This is a genomic window from Methylobacterium oryzae (assembly GCF_021398735.1).
Taxonomy (GTDB): Bacteria; Pseudomonadota; Alphaproteobacteria; order Rhizobiales; family Beijerinckiaceae; genus Methylobacterium.
The window spans coordinates 5,948,346-5,969,430 of the sequence record NZ_CP090349.1 but is presented as its reverse complement, the minus strand read 5'-3'; the positions used below and the strand labels follow the sequence as shown (position 1 = coordinate 5,969,430).

Here is a 21,085-nt window from a genome sequence, read left to right as displayed (position 1 = left end):
GCGCCCGCGAGGTAGAGTTCGCCGACCGTGCCCGGCGGGACCGGCCGCAGGCCGCCGTCGAGGATGTAGGCCTGCGTGTTCCACAGGGGCGCGCCGACGGTGACGGCCTCCGCGCCGGGCACGATCTCGGCCGCCGTGGACCAGATCGTGGTCTCGGTCGGGCCGTAGAGGTTGGTGACCCGCGCCGCCCGCGCGCTCAGGGCGCCCGCGAGGTCGGGCGGCAGCGCCTCGCCGCCCACCAGCACCCGCACGCCGCGCAGGGCGTCCGTCTCCGCGAGGCCGCGCCACAGCGTCGGCGTGGCCTGCATGAGCGTGATGCCCGCCTCGCGGACGAGCCGCGCCAGACGCCCGGGATCGAGCACGTCGTCCCGCCCGGCCAGCACCACGCGCGCGCCGCGGAGGAGCGGCCCGAACAGTTCGAGGCCCGCGATGTCGAAGCCGACCGTGGTCACGGCGAGCAGCCGGTCCGCCGGCGTCACGCCGAGGCGATCGACGAGGTCGTGCAGCAGGTTGGTCAGGCCGGCATGCGGGACCACGACCCCCTTCGGCCGGCCCGTGGAGCCGGACGTGTAGATCACGTAGGCGGGATGGGCCGGCACGAGCGGGCGCGCCCGGTCCCGGTCGGTCGGCGCGCGGGCCGGCGCGGCCGCGAGCGCCGCGCGCCCGTCCGGGGCGTCGAGCACCAGGGCGGGCAGGCCGTCCGGCCGCGGCCACCCGTCGACGGTCACGAGGTCGGCGGGCCGGGCATCGGCCAGCATGAGGGCGAGCCGCTCCGCGGGGTAGCCCGGGTCGAGCGGCAGGTAGGCCGCCCCGGCCTTGAGCACGCCCAGCAGCGCCGCGACGAGGTCCGGCCCGCGCGGCAGCACCACCGCCACGATGTCCTCCGGTCCGATCCCGCGGGCGATGAGCGCGTGGGCGATCCGGTTGGCGCGGGCCTCGAGCTCCGCGTAGCGCAGCACCTCCGAACCGGCCACCAGGGCGACGGCCTCCGGCGTGCGGGCCGCCTGCGCGGCGACGAGGGCCGGCAGGGTCTCGGGCGGCACCGCCCGCGCCGTCGCGTTCCAGTCCGTCAGGACCTGCCGCCGCTCGCCGGCCTCGAACAGGTCGAGATCCCCGATTGCCCGGTCCGGCGCGGCCGCCAGAACCGCGAGCAGCCGCGCGAACCGGTCCGCGAGGCGGATCGCGCCGGCTTCTTCGAAGAGGTCCGTGGCGTATTCGAGGTGGCCGACGACGCCCGCCTCCGTCCCGTCGGCCCCGCGCCGCTCGACGAGGTCGAAGGCGAGGTCGAACCGCGCGGCCCCGGAACCGACCGGATCCGGGACGGCGCGCAGGCCGGCCAGATCGAACGAATCCGGCACGCCGTCCTGAAGCGCCAGCATGACCTGGAATAGGGGGTGGCGCGCGAGCGAGCGCGGCGGGTTCAGCACTTCCACGAGGCGCTCGAAGGGCACGTCCTGGTGCGCGTAGGCCTCGAGCGCGACGGCGCGGGCCCGCCCCACGAGGTCGCGCCCGCTCGGGTCGCCGGACGTGTCGGTCCGCAGCACGAGCGTGTTGACGAAGCAGCCGACGAGGCCGTCGAGGGCCTCGTCCGTGCGGCCCGCGATCGGGCTCCCGAGCGGGATGTCCTCGCCCGCGCCCAGGCGGGTCAGGAGCGCCGACAGGCCGGCCTGGAGCACCATGAAGAGGCTCGCCCGCTCGCGCCGCGCGAGATCCGCCAGCGCGCGGTGGAGATCCGGCCCGAGGGCGAGGGGCACGCGCCGCCCGCGGTGGCTCGCCGTCGCCGGGCGCGGCCGGTCGGTGGGCAGCGCGAGGCCTTCGGGCAGCCCCGCGAGCTGCGCGCGCCAGTAGCCGATCTCGCGGGCGATCAGGCTGTCCGGGTCGGCCTCGTCGCCGAGACGGTCGCGCTGCCAGAGCGCGTAGTCCGCGTACTGCACCGGTAGGGCCGGGCGCTCCGGCGCCGCGCCGCGGCACCGCGCCGCGTAGGCCGCCGCGAGATCGCGCATCAGCGGAGTCAGCGACCAGCCGTCGGCGGCGACGTGGTGGATCAGGAGGAGGAGCCCGTGCGCGTCCGGGCCGAACCGGTACAGCCGCGCGCGGATCGGCAGGTCAACGGCCAGGTCGAAGGGCGCGCGCGCCGCCGCGGACAGCGCGTCCGGCCACGATTCCGGGTCCGCCGCGCACAGATCGAGGCCGGGCCGCGCCGCGTCGGGCGGCAGGACCTGCTGCGCCGGCGCCCCGTCGATCGCGACGATGCGGGTCCGCAGGCTCTCGTGGCGCGCGACCACGTCGGCGAGGGCCGCGCGTAGCGCGTCGGCGTCGAGCGGGCCCGTGAGGCGGAGCGCGATCGGGATGGTGTAGGGATGCGCGCCGTCGATCCGCGACAGCAGCCACATCCGGGTCTGGGCCGCGGAGAGCGGGACGACATCCGGCCGCGGGCGCGCGCCGAGGGGTAGGCGCGCGGGGCCGGCGCGTCCTGCCGCGTCGCCGCCGACCGCGGCGATCCACCCGCTCAGCGCCGCGACCGTCGGGGCCTCGAACACGGCGCGCAGCGGCAGCTCGACGCCGAGCGCCGCGCGCAGCCGGCTGACGAGGCGCGTGGCGAGCAGCGAGTGGCCGCCGAGGTCGAAGAAGCCGTCGTCGATCCCGACCCCGTCGAGGCCGAGCACCTGCGCGAAGGCCTGCGCCACGGCCGCCTCGCGCGCGGTGCGCGGCCCGCGCCGACCCGTGCCCGCCCAGTCGGGTTCGGGGAGGCGTCCTGGGTCGAGCTTCCCGTTGGCGGAGACCGGCAGGGCGGGCAGGGCGAGGATGCGGGCGGGGCGCAGCGCGTCGGGCAGCGTGTCGGCCAGGGCCCGCTGCAGCGCGGGCTCGTCGAGCGCGCCGCCGGCCGCCGGCACCGCGTAGCCCACCAGCCGCAGCCCCCCGTCCGGACCGGGACGGGCGACCACCGCCGCCTCGGCCACGCCCGGCAGCGACCGCAGCGCGGCGGCCGCCTCGCCCGGCTCCACGCGCTGGCCGCGGATCTTGACCTGATCGTCCGCCCGCCCGCGGTAGTCGAGCTGCCCGTCCGCCCGCCACGCCGCCCGGTCGCCGGTGCGGTACAGCCGCGCCCCGGCCGGCGCGCCGCGCCCGGCCTCCGGGTCGGGCACGAACCGCGCGGCGGTCAGGCCGGGCTGGCCGCGGTAGCCCCGGGCGAGGCCGCGGCCGCCGATGTAGAGCTCGCCGACCACGCCGACCGGCACCGGGTGGAGGGCGTCGTCGAGGACGTGCAGGCGCAGGTTGGCGATGGGCGCGCCGATGGGCACGCGCGGCCCGGGGACGGGCCCATCTGCGCAGGCGCTGTCGCTTGCGCCGTCGCAGGCGCCATCGCAGGCGCTGTCCCAGGTTGCGACGTCGCAGGCGGTGACGTCGATGGCGGCCTCGGCGGGTCCGTAGAGGTTGTGCACCCGCGCGCCGGTGCGGGCGGCGACGGCGCGGGCGAGGTCGGGCGGCAGGGCCTCGCCGCTGGCGACCAGTCGGGTGAGGCTGGCGGTGTCGTCGAGGGCGCCGGCGGCGAGGGCGGCCGAGAGCTGGGCGGGCACGAAGTGCAGGAGGGTGACGGCGTGCCGGCCGATGAGGCGGGCGATGGCGTCGGGGTCGCGGTGGGCGCCGGGGGGCGCCAGGACGAGGCGTGCGCCGGTGACGAGGGGCAGGAGGATCTCCCAGACGGCGACGTCGAAGGAGACGGGGGTCTTGTGCAGGATGGTGTCGTGGGCACCGACGCACAGGTGGTCGGCCATCCAGGCGAGGCGGTTGGCGAGGGCGGCGTGGGTGTTGGCGCAGGCCTTGGGGGTGCCGGTGGAGCCGGAGGTGTGCAGGACGTAGGCGAGCGCGTCCGGGTGGGGGGCGCGGGTGCGGGTCCGGACGGGCCGGGCGCTGTCGTCGTCCGCGTCGGTATCCGGATCGGTATCCGGATCGGTATCCGGATCGGTATCCGGATCGGCGTCGAGGACGAGGGGCGCTCGCCCTGCGGCGTCGGCGAGGGCGGGGTGTCGGTCGGCGAGTTCGGGCTGGGTGAGGAGGAGGTCGGCCTCTGCGGCGAGGGCGGCGAGGCGGGCTGCGGGCAGTTCGGGGTTGAGGGGGAGGATGGCGGCGCCGGTCCTGAGGACGGCGAGCCAGGCGGCGGGCAGGTCGCAGGTGCGCTCGAGGAGGAGTCCGACGACTCGCTCGGGTCGGGCGCCGGCGCGGGTGAGGCGTCGGGCGATGGCGGTGGCGCGGGCGTCGAGGCCGGCGCGGGTCAGGCTGGTCCGGGCGTCTGTGACGGCCGGGGCGTCCGGGTCTTGCGCGCGGTGGTCTGCGAAGGCGGCGAGGATGTCGCCGGCGCCGTTCGGGTAGGCCCGCGCGGTCGCGTTCGCCGAGCCGATCACCGCCCGGTCGCGCTCGGGCAGCGGCGGCGGCAGTGCCCCGAGCGGGGTTGCCGGGTCGGCCTCCGCCAGGGCGGCGAGCTGGGCCACGAAGGCGGCGAGCAGCGCCTCGGCATCCGCGGGCGCGAGGCGGTCGGCGGCGTAGCTCAGGCGCAGGGCCAGCCGCGTCCCGTCGGGGCCGGCCTCCGGGTGGACCACGAGGGTGACGGGGTAGTGCGTGGTCTCGGCGACGATGGCCGGGCCGAGACGCAAGGCGTGCGGGTCGGCAGCGTCGCCGTTCCCGTCCCCGTTTCCGTCGCCGTCCCGGCCGTGGCGCGCGGCGGCGAGGGCGGCGTCGACGGGGTAGTTCTCGAACACCACGAGGCTGTCGAACAGGCCGCCCGTCCCTGTGGCCGTGCCCGTGCCCGCGGGGCCGGCGAGGCGCTGGATGGCGGCCAGGGGCAGGTGGCCGTGCTCGCGCAGGCCGAGACCGGCCTCCTGCACGCCCGCCAGCCAAGCGCCGAGGGGCCGGGCCGGGTCGAGGTCGATGACCACCGGCAGGGTGTTGATGAACAGCCCGAGCACGGTCTCGGCCCCGGGCAGGTCGGCCGGGCGCCCGGCCACGGTCGTGCCGAAGGCGACCCGCGCCTGCCCGGTGCGGGCGGCCACGAGCCGGGCCCAGGCGGCCTGGACGCAGGTGTTGAGGGTGAGGTGCGCGGCCCGGGCGCGGGCGAGCAGCCGCCCGGCGGCGGCGGGCGGCACCCGGTGCCGGACCTCGCCGTGGCCGGGCGGGCGCTGTCCGTCGCGGGCGCCGGGCGTGCCGGGCGGGTCGAAGGTGTCGGCGAGGCGGGTGGGGGCGTCGAGGCCGGCGAGGGCGTGCTGCCAGAAGCGCTCGGCGGCGGCCCGCGGCTGGCGGGCGAGCCAGGCGAGATAGTCGGCGAAGCGTCCTGTGACGGGCTCGGGTTCCTCTCCGCGGTAGCGGGCGAGCACCTCGGCGACGAGGCGTGCAGTGCTCCATCCGTCGAGGATCAGGTGGTGGACGGTGAGTACGAGGTGGTGGCGGTCCGGTCCGGTGCGGACCAGGACGAGGCGCAGGAGCGGGGCCCGGGCGAGGTCGAAGGGCCGGGCGCGCTCCTCGGCGGCCAGGGCGGCGAGGCGGTCGGTGAGGCGGTCGGCGCGGGCATCCTCGTCCGGGGCGTCCTCGTGCGGCGCATCCTGGCTCGACGGCGCCCCGGTCCAGTCGAGGCGTGCGAGGGGTAGGGGCACGGGGTCGAGGACGGCCTGGAGGGGCGGGCCGTCGGCGGGGTCGAGGATGGCGGTGCGCAGGACGTCGTGGCGCTCGAGGGTGGCGCGGACGGCGCGGGCGAAGCGGTCGGGATCGAGGGGTTCGAGGTCGAGGCGGACCTGGTTGCGGTAGGCCGCGTCCCCGGGGGCGAGGCGGGCGTGGAAGAGCAGGCCCTCCTGCAGGGGGGTGAGCGGGTAGAGGTCGGCGAGGCTGTCGGGGTCGAGGGTACCGGCCGCGCGGGCGTCGGCCAGGAGTGTGTCGAGGCCGGGTTGGTCGAGGCGGGCGAGGGGCAGGTCGGCGGGGGTGGGCCGGCGCGGGGTTCGCGGATCGGCGCAGTGGGCAACGAGGGCTTCGAGGGTGTGCCGGGTGTCGCGGGCGATGGCGGCGATGGCGGCGGCATCGTGGCGGTCGGGGCTGAAGCGCCAGGCGAGGTGGAGGCGGCCGTCGCGCACGAGGGCGGTGAGGGTGAGCTCGGCGCCGGCGGGGCTGTGGGGGTCGCGCATGGGCCCCGCGCTCTCGGGGGCGAGGGCGAAGGGCGCGTCGGGGTCGGCGCGGTCGGCGTCGATCTGGCCGAGGTAGTTGAGGAGGATGCCGGGCTCGGGTGCCGCGGCGATGCGGTGGCGCAGGTCCGCGACGGGGCCGTGGCGCAGGAGGTCGTGGCTGAGGTCGGGCTGGGGCAGGGCGCGGCGGGCTTCCTTGACCCGGCAGAGGGCGCGGCCGAGGGCGAGCATGCGGGCGTCGTCGTCCGGCGGCAGGTCCGGTTCGCCGCCGAGGGGGTCGAGCCGCAGCGGCACCAGCGTGGTGAACCAGCCCACCGTCCGGCTCAGGTCGTGGCGGGGCAGGGTCGGGCCGTCCTGCGCGTCGGAGAGGGGTTCGGGGAAGGGTTCTGAGAGGGGTTCGGCGAGCGCGTCGGCCAGGGCGTCGGCATCGCGACCGTGGCGCTCGAGGGTCACGCCCACCGCCGTCCCGTCGCCGCGCCGCACCAGCGCGATCGACAGGGCGGTGAGCAGGATCTCGTCGGGACGGGCGCTGTAGGGCCGACCGGCCCGGCGCAGGAAGGCGTCGGTGGCGTCGGCGTCGAGGCTGTCGGCGATCTCAGTCTGGGCGGATTCGACGTTGGGGGCGTCGGGCCGGACCGGCCGCAACGCGGCATCGAGGCACGGCCCCCCGGCCTGCCAGCCGGCCAGCCAGGATTCGCGGCGCCCGGCATGTCCGGGGTGCCGGGCCAGGACGTCGAGGCTGCGGGCCCAGCCCGGGAAGCTCGTCGGCGGGGGCGCGAGCGGCCGCCCGGCGAGGGCCGCCGCGAGGTCCTGGATCAGGATGCGCCACGACATGGCGTCGACCACGAGGTGGTGGGCGACGAGGAGGAGGCGCTCGGTCCCGTCCGCCGGCAGGGTGACGTGTACGGCCCGCCAGACCGGCCCTTCGGCGAGGTCGAGGCTCGTCTGGGCTTGCGCGGCGAGGGCCGCGAAGGCCGGCGCACCGTCCGCCGCGCGCCGCCACAGCGGGGGCTCCTGCCCCGGTGCCCGGCAGGTCTGGGTCCAGGCCCCGTGCGCGTCCCGCGCGAAGCGCAGGCGCAGCGCGGGATGGGCGGCCTCGACGGCCGCGAGGGCCTCAGCGAGGCGGCCCGGGTCGAGGGGTGCCCGGGGCGCGAGCACGATCGCCTGATTCCAGTGCTGCCGGTTCGGGACGGGGCCGTCGAGGAACCGGCGCTGGATCGGGGTGAGGGGAACCGGACCGGCCTCGCGCGCCGGGTCGACCTGGGGGGCCGGCGCGGCCGCGCTGTCCGGGGCCGCGTCGAGATGCGCCGCCAGGGCGGCGAGGCGCGGGTGGGTGAAGACGTCCCGCGGCGTCAGCGCGAGGCCGCTCTCCCGGGCGCGGGCGACGAGCTGGAGGGCGAGGATCGAGTCGCCGCCGCGCTCGAAGAAGCTGTCCCGGCGCGACAGGCGTCGGGCGTCGAGGCCGAGCACGCCGGCCCAGAGGGCGGCGAGGCGCGTCTCGGTCTGACCGCGCGGCGGATCGAAGCCGGTGCTGCCGCCCGCGGCGTCCGCGCCCGCCCAGTCGGGTTCGGGGAGCCGTCCTGGGTCGAGCTTCCCGTTGGCGGAGACCGGCAGGGCGGGCAGGGCGAGGATGCGGGCGGGGCGCAGCGCGTCGGGCAGCGTGTCGGCCAGGGCCCGCTGCAGCGCGGGCTCGTCGAGCGCGCCGCCGGCCGCCGGCACCGCGTAGCCCACCAGCCGCAGCCCCCCGTCCGGACCGGGACGGGCGACCACCGCCGCCTCGGCGACACCCGGCAGCGCCCGCAGCGCGGCGGCCGCCTCGCCCGGCTCCACGCGCTGGCCGCGGATCTTGACCTGATCGTCCGCCCGCCCGCGATAGTCGAGCTGCCCGTCCGCCCGCCACGCCGCCCGGTCGCCGGTGCGGTACAGCCGCGCCCCGGCCGGCGCGCCGCCGCGCCCGGCCTCCGGGTCGGGCACGAAGCGCGCGGCGGTCAGGCCGGGCTGGCCGCGGTAGCCCCGGGCGAGGCCGAGCCCGCCGATGTAGAGCTCGCCGACGACGCCGACCGGCACCGGGTGGAGGGCGTCGTCGAGGACGTGCAGGCGCAGGTTGGCGATGGGCGCGCCGATCGGCACGCGCGGGCCGGGGACGGGCCCATCTGCGCAAGTGCTGTCCCAGGCTGCGACGTCGCAGGCGGTGACGTCGATGGCGGCCTCGGCGGGTCCGTAGAGGTTGTGCACCCGTGCGCCGGTGCGGGCGGCGACGGCGCGGGCGAGGTCGGGCGGCAGGGCCTCGCCGCTGGCGACCAGTCGGGTGAGGCTGGCGGTGTCGTCGAGGGCGCCGGCGGCGAGGGCGGCCGAGAGCTGGGCGGGCACGAAGTGCAGGAGGGTGACGGCGTGCCGGCCGATGAGGCGGGCGATGGCGTCGGGGTCGCGGTGGGCGCCGGGGGGCGCCAGGACGAGGCGTGCGCCGGTGACGAGGGGCAGGAGGATCTCCCAGACGGCGACGTCGAAGGAGACGGGGGTCTTGTGCAGGATGGTGTCGTGGGCACCGACGCACAGGTGGTCGGCCATCCAGGCGAGGCGGTTGGCGAGGGCGGCGTGGGTGTTGGCGCAGGCCTTGGGGGTGCCGGTGGAGCCGGAGGTGTGCAGGACGTAGGCGAGCGCGTCCGGGTGGGGGGCGCGGGTGCGGGTCCGGACGGGCCGGGCGCTGTCGTCGTCCGCGTCGGTATCCGGATCGGTATCCGGATCGGTATCCGGATCGGCGTCGAGGACGAGGGGCGCTCGCCCTGCGGCGTCGGCGAGGGCGGGGTGCTGGTCGGCGAGTTCGGGCTGGGTGAGGAGGAGGTCGGCCTCTGCGGCGAGGGCGGCGAGGCGGGCTGCGGGCAGTTCGGGGTTGAGGGGGAGGATGGCGGCGCCGGTCCTGAGGACGGCGAGCCAGGCGGCGGGCAGGTCGCAGGTGCGCTCGAGGAGGAGTCCGACGACTCGCTCGGGTCGGGCGCCGGCGCGGGCGAGGCGTCGGGCGATGGCGGTGGCGCGGGCGTCGAGGCCGGCGCGGGTCAAGCTGGTCCGGGCGTCGGTCACCGCGATCGCGTCCGGGTCTTGCGCGAGATGGCCTGCGAAGGCGGCGAGGACGTCGCCGGCGCCGTCCGGATAAGCCCGGGCGGTCGCGTTCGCCGAGCCGATCACCGCCCGGTCGGAGGCCGTGAGCGTGCTCGCCGCGTGGAGGGGCCGGTCTGGCGCCGCGACGAGGGCGCGCAGCAGGGTGAGGAACCCGTCGCGCCAATGCCGGGCGGTGGCGTCCGCGATCAGGCCGGCATCGTACTCGAGCTGGCAATCGATGCCGGTCCCGTCGGCGGCGACGTCGAGGGCGACGTCGAACTTGGCGCTCGCCACGTCGACGTCGATCCGCGCCGCCGCGACCCCCGCGAGGTCGAGGGGGGTGGCATCCCGGCTGGGGCGGAAGTTGAACGCCGCCTGGAAGACCGGCGTGGTCGCGGCGTCGCGCGCGATCCCGGTCTCCGCCACGAGGCGCTCGAAGGGGACGTCGTCCTCGGCCAGGAACGCCATCGCCTCGCCGCGCAGCCGCGCGCAGAGATCGCGGAAGCTCCCGCGCGGATCGAGGCGGACGCGGTAGACCTGCGTGTTGACGAGGAAGCCGACGAGGTCCTGCAGCTCGGGGCGGGTGCGGGCGGCGTTCGGCACGCCGACGGCGAAGTCCGTCTGGCCGCTCAGGCGGGCGAGCAGCACCTGCCACGCCGCCAGCAGCGCCACGAAGGGCGGGCACGCCTGCGACCGGCAGAACACGGCCACCGCGCCGGCGAGATCGGCGGGCAGGGTGAAGTCGACCCGCCCGCCCGGGCGGTTCGCCAGGGGCTGGCGGGGATAGTCGAGGGGCAGGTCCAGGGCCGGGACGGCGTCGCCGAGGTAGCGGCGCCCGCGCGCGATCGCCGCGGACCCGGCCGCGCCGTCGAACCGGGCGCGCTGCCACGCGGCGAAATCCACGAAGCGCAGGCGCGGGGCGGGCAGCGGCTGCCCGATCCGCGCGGGATCGGCGAGGGCCGCGCGGTAGGCCTGCGCGAGATCCCGGAAGAGCCGCGCCGTCGACCACGCGTCCACCGCGATGTGGTGCATCACCACGAGGAGGACGCGCCCGCCCGCCGGATCCGCCTCCGACAGGACCGCGCGCAGCGGCGGCGCGCGGGTGAGATCGAAGGGGCGGCGGCTCAGGGCGCGCAGCGCCGCGCCCGGGTCACCGTCGAGGGCCGGGACGCGCTCGAGTTCGAACGGCACGTGCGGGTGCAGGATCTGGCGCGGGCCGTCGGCGGTATCCGCCAGCGCCGTGCGCAGGACGTCGTGACAGGCGATCAGGCTCCGGAACGCGCCCTCGAGCGCCGGGACGTCGAGGGGGCCGGTGAGGCGGAAGGCCCGGGCCGAGTGGTAGGCCGGGCTCTCCGGGTCGTAGCGCTGGTGGAACCAGAGCCGCGCCTGCGGGAACGACAGGGGCGCCGGGCCGCCGGCGTGCCGCGGGATGCCGTCGGCTGCCTCGGCGTCCTCCCGCAGCAGGCGGGCGAGGGCCGCTTGCCGCGCCGCGTCGCGCGCGCCGACCCCGGTCACGCGCCCACCCCGGCGAGGCCGGCGCGCTCGGTCTCGCTCAGGCCGGCGAGTTCCAGGCGCAGGCTCGCCGTCTCCTCGATCGCGTCCGGCGGGGCGTAGGTGCCGAGCGCCGCCGCGAGGGTCGCGGGCGTGCTGTGGTCGAAGACCAGGCTCGGGGGGATCTCGACCTTGAGCAGCTTGCGGATGCGCGCCGTCAGCTTGATGACGAGGAGTGAGTTGCCGCCGGCCGCGAAGAAGTCGCCCGCGGCGCCGAGGCGCTCCGCCGGGAGGCCCAGCAGCTCCGCCATGGCGTCGGTGAGCACGGTCTCGAGCGCCGTGCGGGGCGGGACGCCCGTGTCCGCGTCCGGATGAACGTCCGGACGGGGCAGGGCGGCGCGGTCGATCTTGCCGTTGGCCAGCCGCGGCAGGCTGTCGAGGCGCAGGATCGGGGCGGGCAGCCATGCGGCGGGCAGGGTTTCGGCCAGCGCCGCGAGGAGCGCGGCGGGTGTCCGCTCGGGGTCGGCGACCACGTAGGCCGCGAGCCCGGTCGCGCCGTCCGGCCCCGTGAACGGGCGCACCGCCGCCTGGCTCACGCCGGCGAGGCCCGCCAGCGCGGCCTCGACCTCGCCCGGCTCGACGCGGTGGCCGCGCAGCTTGATCTGGTCGTCGGCCCGCCCGGCGAGCACGAGGCGGCCGCCGGGCAGCAGGCGGGCCCGGTCGCCGGTGCGGTAGAGCCGCCCCGCTCCGAAGGGGTTGGGCGAGAACGCGCCCGCGCCGCCGGCCTCCGTGCCCGGGAGGTAGCCGCGGCAGATCTGGGCGCCCCCGAGGTGGAGCACGCCGACCGCGCCGGTCGGCGCGAGCGCGCCCGCCGCGTCGAGGATGTAGGCCTCGCTGCCGGCGAGCACGCGGCTCAGCGGCAGGCTCTCGTCCGGCGGCGCGGTGGCCGCGTCCGGATGCACCAGCACGCCGACACAGGCCTCGGTGGGACCGTAATGGTTGGCGATCCGCGTCGTCGGCGCCGCCGCCCGGATCCGCCGGACCAGGGCGGCCGGCGTCGGCTCGCCGCCGAGCACCAGCAGGGCGGGCAGCGCGGGGTCCTCGACGCCGTCGAGGAGGGCGGCGAGGTGGGACGGGACCAGTTTCGCGCAGGCGACGGCGTTGCCGCGCAGGAAGCGCGCGAAGGCCGGGCCGTCGGCCATCTCGGCCTCGTCGGCGACCACGAGGCAGGCGCCGAGGCGCAGCGCCGCGAACAGCATGGTGTTGCCGAGGTCGGCCGCCACCGTGGAGGTCAGCGCGAAGCGCCCGTAACCGGACAGGTCGAGGGCGTCGATGACGGCCTCCGCGTAGGCGCGGATCTGGGCGTGCTCGATCACCACGCCCTTCGGCGTCCCGGACGAGCCGGAGGTGAAGAGCAGGCAGGCCATGTCGGAGGGGTCCCGGGCCTCGGCGGGGTGCCGGGCCTCACCGAGGCCGTCGAGGATCGCCCCGAGGGCGTGCCGGCCGGCCGCGGGGTCGGCCGCGAGCGCGACGGTCAGCGCGGGCCGGGCGAGCGCGATCAGGCGGTCGCGGCGGGCCTGCGGCCAGGCCGGGTCGAGGGGCAGGTAGGCGCCCCCCGCGCGCCAGACCGCGAGGATCGCCACCACGAGGTCGACGGAGCGCGGCAGGTCCAGGGCGACGACGCGCTCGGGACCGACGCCGCGCGCGGCGAACCAGGCGCCGAGGCGCGCGACGCGATCCTCCAGCGCGGCGTACGACAGGGTGCGGCCAGCGCCGGCGAGGGCGGGGGCGTCCGGCGCCGTCGCCGCGTGGCGGGCGACGAGGACCGGAAGGGTCTCCGCCGGCAGGGCGCGGGCGGCCGGGCGGCCGAAGGCGCGCAGGCGCACCTCCTCGCGCGCGCCGACGAGCGGGTAGGTCGCGAAGGGCGTCGCGGCCTTCGCGGGCAGGCGGGCGAGCAGCGTCTCGACCTGATCGAGCAGGGTCTCCAGGGCTTCCACCGCGTAGCGGCGCGGGTCGGCGTGCAAGGTCAGCGCGGCGAGGTGCCCCTCCGCGTCGAGGGCCGGCTCCAGGCAGAGCTCGAACCCGGCGGGTCCGGGCAGGAGCCGGTCCTGCGCGGCCCCCTGAGCCGCGAGCGCGAAGCCGACCGCGGGGCGGCGGTCGCCGCCGGCCGCGTCGAGGGGGCAGAGTTCCTGGAAGGCGCGGTGCTCGTCGAGCCGCGCGGCGAGACCGGCCGCGGCCTCCGAGACGCTGGTCTCCGGCGGGAGGACGAGGCGCAGGGGCAGCGTCTTGGTGAAGACGCCGACCGTGCCGGCGAAGACCGCGTAGTCGCGCCGGCAATCGTGCGCCCAGCCGCCGAGGATCTCCGTCCGCTCGGCGAGGCGCGCCACGAGCAGCCACCACGCGGCCTGGAGCACGGCCTCGGCGCCGGCCGCGGCGAGGTCCGGCCGGGCCAACGCCCGCGCGAAGGCGTCCGTGACGGCGGCGTCGACGGCCCGACTCAGCCGGATCGCGGCGGCCGGCTCCTCCACCGCGTCGGCGGCCGCCCCGCGGCGATAGGGCAGCCGGAGGGGCGCCGCGCCCGCGCCGATCTGGTCCCGCCAGTAGGCTTGGCCCTCGCCGTCCGCGTCGTCGGCGGCGACCGCCTCGCGCCACTCCGCGTACTGGGCGTAGGTCGCGGCCTCGGGATCGGCGCCGGGTGCCGCGTCGTCCGCGCAGGCGGCCGCGACCTCCGACAGGACGCGGTCGAGGCTGCCGGCATCGACCGCGAGGGCGCTGGCGACGAGGCGCAGCCGCGGCGTCGCGCCCGGCAGGAGGACGGCCGCGAGGGTCTGGCCGCGCTCCGGCGCGAGGCCGACGGTCCCGACGTCTCCCTGCGGCGCGCCGGTATCGAGCGGGATAGCGGGCGCGCCGGCCTCGGCCTGCCGCAGGCCGCGGAAGCCCGGTTCGCGCACGAAGGCGGTGCGCAGGACGTCGTGGCGGGCGGCGACCGCGGCGAGGCCGCGGCGGAGGCGGTCCGCCTCGACCGGCCCGGGAAGGTCGATCTCGGCCACGAGACTCGGCGCGGCGCCGGCCGCGTCGAGGCAGGCGCGCTGCTCGGGGGTCAGCGCCCGGGTCGGCGCCGCGAGGGAGGCCGGCGCCCCGGTCATCGCCGCGCCGGTCATCGCCGCGCCGGTCATGCCGCCGCTCCCGTGACCGCGCCGCGCTCGACCATGTCGCCCATGGCGACGACGATCCGGCGCGGCCCCTCGTAGGGGTCGCGGGCATGGGCGGCGAGCATGTTGTCGAGCATCACGACGTCGCCGGGGCGCCAGTCGAAGCGCACGGCGATCGCCTCGTAGAGGCGGCCGACCTCGTCCATCACCGCGTCCTCGATCGGCGTGCCGTCGCCGTAGAGCACGTCGCGCGGCATCCGCTCCGGCCCCACGAGGCCGAGGAGGTCGGCGCGCACCTCGGGGTCGAGGCAGCGCGGGTGGTGCAGCTGCACCTGGTTGAAGAACGACTTCTCGCCGGTCAGCGGGTGGGTGATCACCGCCGGGCAGCGCGTGCGGGTCTGGAGCGTGTCCGCGTCGAGCCAGGCGAAGTCGACGCCCTCGGCCCGGCAGCGCGCCTCCACGGCCGCGCGATCCTCGGTGTGGAAGAACCGGCGCCAGTCGACGTCGAAGCGCTCCGTGAAGGTGCGGACGTAGATCAGCCCCAGGCGCTCGAAGCGGTCGGCGATCGCCGGCGGCAGCTGCCGGTACAGCGCGCGGCAGTCGACGATGGGCGTCGCGCCGCCCACCGGCGACGGCTGCTGGCAGAAGAACCACTGCTTGCGCGGCCAGGCATGCAGGTGGCTGCTCTCGTTGTGGTAGAGGATCATCTCCCGCTCGGGGTAGGGCGTCGAGCGGTAGGTGTTCTTCCCGCCCTCGTTCTTGGGCAGGTCGCCGTACCCGCCGTAGAGGCCGGGCTGGAGCGCCTCGGCGAAGGCCTCGAATTCCTGCGGGGTCGCGATGCCGAAGCCGCGCAGCAGCAGGCCGGCGTGGCGGCGCAGCTTGCCCTCGACCCAGTCGCGCTGGGCGGTCGCCCAGGCCACCGCGTCGACGTCGGCCGACAGCGGCTCGATCACGAGGGGGAAGTCGCGCCCGGGCGCCAGGGTCGAGAGGCGGGCCGGCTCGCCCGCGGCGGCGGCGGGTTTGCCGGCGCCCAGTCCCTTGAGCTTGTCGAGCTTCGCTTCCAGGCGGCCGGTGCGCGGGAGCGACGGGGCGGTGTTCGACATGACGGGGTCCTCCGGGTCTCGTGAGGGCGGGAGCGCGGGCAGAAGGTCGGGCAGGCCGGGCAGCAGGGTCGGGAGCGGGGCCGCGGGCGCGGCGGCTGCGGCGGCGAGCAGGGTCGCGTAGGCCTCCGCGAGGCGCGCGACGCGTTCGGGGGTGAACAGGGCCGTGGCGAAGACCCACTCGGCCGCGATCCCGCCCCCCGGCGCGGGCGGGTCGAGGAAGAGCGCCATCTCGAATTTCGAGCCGTGCGCGCTGGCCGCCCGGGCCTCGGCCGCGAGCCCCGGGACACCGAAATCGCCGGGCGGCGCGTTCTGCATCACGAACAGGGCCTGGACGAGGGGTGGCCGGGCGCGGGCGCGCGGGATGTCGAGGGCGTCGACGATCCGGTCGAAGGGCAGGGTGGCGTGCTCGAAGACGGCGAGGACGTCCTCGCGGACGCGCTCGATCAGCGCGGCGAAGGACGGGGCGCCGTCGAGGCGCGCCCGGATCGGCAGCACGTTGACGAAGAAGCCGATCAGCCCGGCCAGCTCGGGGTGCGGCCGGCCCGCGACGTCGGTGCCGACCACGAAGCGTTCGGCCCCGCTCAGCCGATGGAGCAGGGCCTGGAAGCCCGCGAGCAGCACGACGAACGGCGAGGCGCCGCGCGCCCGGCCCAGCTCCGCCAGACGGACGACCAGCGGCCCCGGCAGTTCGAAGCGGACGGAGCCGCCGGCCTGCGACGGGACCGCCGGCCGCGGCCGGTCGGTCGGCAGGGGCAGCAGGGCGGGCACCTCCGCGAGGTGCCCGCGCCAGAACGCGGTCTCGGCCGCCGCCGCGCGCTCCACGGCCGCCCGGTGCCAGCGCGCGAAATCCGTGTACTGGACGGGGAGGGGCGGCGCCTCCGCGCCGCGATAGGCGGCCCCGAGTTCGGAGAGCAGCACGCCGACCGACCAGCCGTCGCCGACGAGGTGGTGGAGGGCCAGGACGAGGCGGTGATCGTCGGCGGCCAGGCGCAGGAGCCGGGCGCGCAGGAGCGGCGGCACGGCGAGGTCGAACGGCGCGGCGGCCTCCGCGGCCTCGCACGCGGCGACCCGGACCTCGCGGGCGCCCGGATCGAGGCCGGTGAGGTCGTCGACGGGCACGTCGAGGGCGACCGCCTCGGCGATCCGGGGCTCCGGAAGGCCGTCCTCGCCGGTCGGATAGCCGGTCCGCAGCACGGCGTGCCGGGCGACGACCCGGCGCAGGGCCGCGGCGAGCCGGTCGGGATCCAGCGGGCCTCCGAACCGGATATGTCCGACCATGACGTAGGCGCCGCGCCCGGCCGGGTCGCCGAGCCGCTCGGCCAGCCAGAGCCGCTGCTGGCCGAGCGACAGCAGGGGCGGGCCCGCATTCGGCAGGAGCGCGGGCGCTGGCACCGCGTCGCGGGGCAGCGCGTCGATCCGCGCCGCGAGGTCGGCGAGGGTCGGGGCCGCGAACAGGTCGCGCAGCGGCAGGGCGACCCCGAAGGCGGCGCGGACGCGGTCGACGGCGCGCATCGCCAGGAGCGAGTGGCCGCCGAGTTCCAGGAAACCGCGCCCGCGCGAGACCTCGTCCAGGCCGAGGAGATCGCACCAGATCGCCGCGAGGGCGCGCTCCGTCGCGCTCCGGGGCGGCTCATCCGGCGCCGGGGCACCCTGCGGGCGCCGGTAGAGGTGGAGGGGGGTGAGGTCGCCGGCCGCGAGGCCGTCCCGGCACGCGCCGCGCCGGAGCTTCCCGCTCGTGGTCTTGGGCAGGGTGCCCGGCGCCAGCAGGGCCACGAGTTCCGCCGGCTCGGCCAGCACCTCCGCCAGCGCGGCGTCGACCGCGGCGGCGATCTCCGGCGCGCGGGCGGCGGCGCTCCGGCCGATCTCGGCGGCGATCCCGATCGCCTCGCCCGCCGGGCCCTCGACCGCGAAGGCCGCGACCCGCCCCGGGCGGAGAGCCGGCACGCGCGCCTCGACTGCCGTCTCCACGTCCTGCGGATAGACGTTGTGGCCGCGCAGGATGATGAGGTCCTTGGCGCGCCCGGTGACGAAGAGCTCGCCGCCGTCCAGGAAGCCGAGGTCCCCGGTCCGCAGCCAGGTCGCGCCGTCGCGGGGCACGAAGGTCGCGCGGGTCGCCTCCGGGTTGTTCCAGTAGCCGCGCGCGACGCAGGGGCCGCTGAGCCAGATCTCGCCGACCGTCCCGTCGGGGCAGGGGAGGCCCGTGCGCGGGTCGACGATCCGCAGGTGCTCGGGCCGGACCGGCCGGCCGCTGCCCGCGAGGGCGGTGCCGGCCTCGTCGGCGACGGCGCGGCCGGCCGCCAGCGCCGCCGGCGCCACGCTCAGCCGGCGCCACGGCGTGCCCAGGGGCTTGGCCGCGACGAGGAGGGTCGCCTCGGCGAGGCCGTAGGCGGGGCTGAGCGCCGTCGGCGCGAAGCCCGCCGGGGCGAAGCGCTCGGCGAAGCGGGTGAGGGTCCGGGGCCGGATCGGCTCGGCACCGCTGTAGGCGACGCGCCACCCGGCGAGGTCGAGCCCCGCCAGCGCGGCGGCGCCGACGCGCTCGCAGGCCAGCCGGTAGGCGAAGTCCGGGCCGCCGCTGATCGTGCCGCCATGCGCGCCGATCGCCTCGAGCCACGAGGCGGGCCGGGCGAGGAAGGCCTGCGGGCTCATCAGCACGAGCGGCGCGCCGGCGAAGATCGGCTCGATCAGCCCCGCGATCAGGCCCATGTCGTGGTAGAGGGGCAGCCAGGAGACGAAGACGTCGTCCGGGCCGGGCGCGATCGCCTCGGCGAGCCAGCGGGCGTTGGCGACGATGTTGCCGTGCGTGACCTCGACGCCCTTGGGATTCGCGGTCGAGCCCGACGTGTACTGCAGGAAGGCGAGGGTGTCGGGCGGGCACGGGACCGGCCGCCACGTCTCCGCCCCGGCGCTGCCGACCGCGTCGACGCAGACGATCGCCCCCACGGAGCTGCCCGCGCAGGTCGCCGCCACGGTCTCGCGGTTCGCCCGATCGGTCAGGACGTGGCGCGGTGCCATGTCGGCGATCATCAGGGCGAGGCGGGCCGCGTGGTGCGGATCCCGCGTCTCCGGCGGGAAGGAGGGCACGGCGACGAGGCCCGCGTAGAGGCAGGCGAAGAACGCCACGACGTAGTCCGGTCCGCTCGGCAGGGCGATGAGCGCCCGCGCGCCGGGCTCGGCGTCGCGCTGGAGGCGCGCCGCGAGGGCGCGGACCCGCCGGTCGAGTTCCGCGTAGTCGAGGGACGCCCCGACCGCGCGCCCGTCCGTGAGGAAGCGCAGGGTCAGCCGGTCGGGCGTGGCGGCCGCCCGCGCCCGCAGGATCGCCACGAGGCTGTCGTCCGGCGCGGGCCGGTGGGGCGACGGCGCGCGGTGCGCGCGGCCCACGTGCAGGCTCTCGTGCAGGCTCACGCGCCGGCTCCCGCCTGGCGGCCGCGCGGCGGGGCGGCGCGGTGCTCCACCACGAGGCCGCGCTCGAGCTTCACGACCTGGTCGGCCCGGTCGAACCAGCGGTCGTCGTGGGTGACGACGAGGATCGTCCGGCCCTCGGCGGCCAGCTCCGGGAGGAGCGTCTCGTAGAAGGCCGCCCGGGAGTCGGGATCCTGGTCGGCGGCCCACTCGTCGAAGATCATGACGGGCCGGTCCTCCAGGCAGGCGACGAGGAGGGCGAGCCGCTTGCGCTGGCCCGTCGAGAGATCGCGGGTCGAGAAGACCCCGTCCCGGAGGCTGACGCGGCCGTCGAGGCCGAGGCGCGCCAGCCACGCGCGCGCCTGCGCCTCGCGCGCGGCGTCCGGCCGGCCGAGCAGCGTCTCGAACAGGTGGAAATCGGAGAAGACGGCCGCGACGTGCGCGCGGTAGCCGGCGAGGGCCGCGCCCGCCACCGGGCGGCCGTCCAGGCACAGCGTCCCGCCGGTCGGCGGGTGCAGGCCGGCGATCACCCGGGCGAGGCTGGTCTTGCCGGAGCCGTTGCCGCCGACCAGGAAGGTGATCTCCCCGGGGCGCAGCGTCAGGTCGACCGGGCCAAGGTCGAAGCGGTCGCCGGTCTGCGGATCGGCCCGGTGATGGGTCACGCCCCGCAGGGTCACGGTGGCGTCGCGCCGGGGCGCGGCCGGGCCTGTCCCCGGATCGCCGACCGGCTCGGGCGGCAGCTCGGCGAAGGCCGCCTCGATCCGCCGCGCGCCGACGCGGGCGAGGTTGACGAGCGGCATCGTGTTCAGCACCGCCTCGAGCGGCCCCATCAGGTAGAGCAGGGCGATGACGTACCCGGTCGTCACCGCCTGGCTCTGCGCGCCGGTCCCGGGGACGAACAGCGCGAGCCCGATCAGGGCCAGGAACAGGATGCGGCCCCAGCCCGCCGCCAGCGCGAGGAGGGCGAGGCCGCGCCGGCGGTGGTCGGCGACGCGGGCGATCGCGGTCGCCAGGACCGCGTCGAGGAAGTGGCGCCCCTTCTCCCGGTTGAGGCGCAGCTCCTTGGCGCCGCCGTGCAGCGCCTGGAAATGTCCGACGAGGCGGTCCTGCTCCGCCCCGGCCCGGGCGAGGTGGCGCGTGACGCGGCCGTAGCAGGCGGAGTAGCCCGCGGCCCCCAGGGCGATCGTGAGGGCCGAGGCCAGGAACAGGGGGAACGACAGATAGCCGAGATAGGCGAGGGTCGCCGCGACCACCGCGCAGTTGGTGACGAGCACGGGCAGCGCCGTGAGGAAGTTGGCGACCTGGTTGGCGTCCTCGGTCACCAGCGCCTGCACCCGGGCGCTCCCCACAGCCTCGAGATCCGCGAACGCGGCGGCCTGGACGCGCGCGGCGATCGCGGACCGGAGATCGGCGAGCCCGCGCTGCCCGAGATCGGCGAAGAGGGCGCGCGAGACGACGAGCGCCGCGCAGGCGAGGAGGGCGGTCGCCGCGAAGGCGGCGACCCGGTCGGCCCGGGCGGGCTCGGACGCGTGGAGCGCCCCGTTGATGAGCACGATCAGGCCCGTCGTGGCGATCCCGCCGACGAGGCTCGCCGCGCCGGCCAGCACGAGCCGGGCGCGGGCGCCCCGCGCGAGGGCGCGCCACAGCGCGGTCCCTGGCGCGGACCCGGGCTCCGCGAAGGCGAACGCCGCCGCCATCACTGCGCGCGGCCGGCTTGCGCCATCGCCACCACGACCTTGCGCGGGCCCTTGAAGGGTGTCCGCGCGTGGGCGGTCAGCATGTTGTCCAGCATCACCACGTCGCCGGACTGCCAGGGGAAGACGACGGTGTGCGCGGCGAGCACGGCGCGGATCGCGTCGAGATCCGCGTCGGGGATCGGGCTGCCGTCGCCGTAGTAGACGTTGCGCGGCAGGTCCGGCTCGTCGACGAGGTCGAGGAGGGTCGCGCGCACCTCCGGCTCGAGGTTCGAGACGTGGAACAGGTGGGCCTGGTTGAACCACACCGGCTCGCCGGTCTCGGGGTGGCGGGCGGTGCCCTGGCAGACCTGCCGGGTGCGGAGGTCGCCGTCCGGCTTCCACTCGCAGGTGATCCCGTGGCCGGCGCAGTACGCCTCGACCGCCCCTCGGTCCTGCGTGCCGAACACCTGCTCCCAGGCCACGTCGAGCCCGTTGCCGTAGTTGCGCACGTACATCAGGCCCCGCTCGGCGAAGCGCGCGCGGATCGGCTCGGGCACGGCGCGGTAGATGGCGCGGCTGTCAGCCAGCGGCGTCTCGCCCCCCTCGGGCGCCGCCTGCTGGCAGTAGAACCAGATCTTCATCGGCCAGTCGCGGGCGTAGGCCTGCTCGTTGTGCAGCGGGATGTGCTGGTGGGGCGGGTACTCGGTCGAGGTGTAGACCCCCTGGGTCACGGCGCTGCGCGGCGTCGAGCCGAACTCGTAGCTCAGGAGGTCGTGGCCGAAGCCCGCCGCGAAGCTGCGGAACGCGTCGGGCCCGTCGAGGCTGAAGCCGCGGAGCAGCAGGCCGCCCGCGGCGTGGAGGTGCGCCTCGGCCGCGGCCCGGATCGCCGGCAGCGCGTCCGCGAGCGCCGCGCCCGCGGCGCCCTCCGGCGGCGTGACCAGGAGCGGCAGAGGACCCTCGTCCCGCAGGGGCTTGGTCACGAGTTCCATCACGGCGTCCTCCAT

The 21,085-nt window shown here is 77.4% G+C and carries 5 protein-coding genes (1 of these 5 running past the window's edge); all 5 read right to left on the bottom strand.

The features are described from left to right. Tightly spaced (each overlapping or abutting the next), the 5 genes in view from LXM90_RS28415 to LXM90_RS28395 form a layout consistent with a single transcriptional unit that may run on beyond the window. Window positions 1-10,775 carry the 5' portion of a non-ribosomal peptide synthetase gene (locus LXM90_RS28415; protein WP_234081390.1) on the bottom strand. Its footprint begins 772 nt before the window's first position, so only the first 10,775 of its 11,547 coding nucleotides appear in the window; it begins with the start codon at window positions 10,773-10,775; its stop codon lies beyond the left edge, outside the window. Beyond that, the gene (locus LXM90_RS28410; protein WP_234081387.1) at window positions 10,772-13,927 is read right to left on the bottom strand and encodes a non-ribosomal peptide synthetase; all 3,156 of its coding nucleotides are present in this window, start codon (window positions 13,925-13,927) and stop codon (window positions 10,772-10,774) included. Before LXM90_RS28410 ends, LXM90_RS28415 begins: the two co-directional genes overlap by 4 nt. Beyond that, a complete protein-coding gene (locus tag LXM90_RS28405) occupies window positions 13,924-18,408 on the bottom strand; it encodes a condensation domain-containing protein (protein WP_234081386.1) in 4,485 nt (1,494 codons plus the stop codon). The genes LXM90_RS28410 and LXM90_RS28405 overlap by 4 nt, the downstream gene beginning before the upstream one ends. Next, the gene (locus tag LXM90_RS28400) at window positions 18,405-20,102 is read right to left on the bottom strand and encodes a cyclic peptide export ABC transporter (RefSeq protein ID WP_020094341.1); all 1,698 of its coding nucleotides are present in this window, start codon (window positions 20,100-20,102) and stop codon (window positions 18,405-18,407) included. Before LXM90_RS28400 ends, LXM90_RS28405 begins: the two co-directional genes overlap by 4 nt. Next, window positions 20,102-21,085: a TauD/TfdA family dioxygenase gene (locus LXM90_RS28395; protein ID WP_020094342.1), complete on the bottom strand. Its 984-nt coding sequence runs from the start codon at window positions 21,083-21,085 to the stop codon at window positions 20,102-20,104. The genes LXM90_RS28400 and LXM90_RS28395 overlap by 1 nt, the downstream gene beginning before the upstream one ends.

Coding starts and splice junctions, on each gene's coding strand:
- LXM90_RS28400 (WP_020094341.1), bottom strand. CDS start 20,102: ATGGCGGCGGCGTTCGCCTTCGCGGAGCCCGGGTCCGCGCCAGGGACC.
- LXM90_RS28395 (WP_020094342.1), bottom strand. CDS start 21,085: ATGGAGGACGCCGTGATGGAACTCGTGACCAAGCCCCTGCGGGACGAG.
- LXM90_RS28410 (WP_234081387.1), bottom strand. CDS start 13,927: ATGACCGGCGCGGCGATGACCGGCGCGGCGATGACCGGGGCGCCGGCC.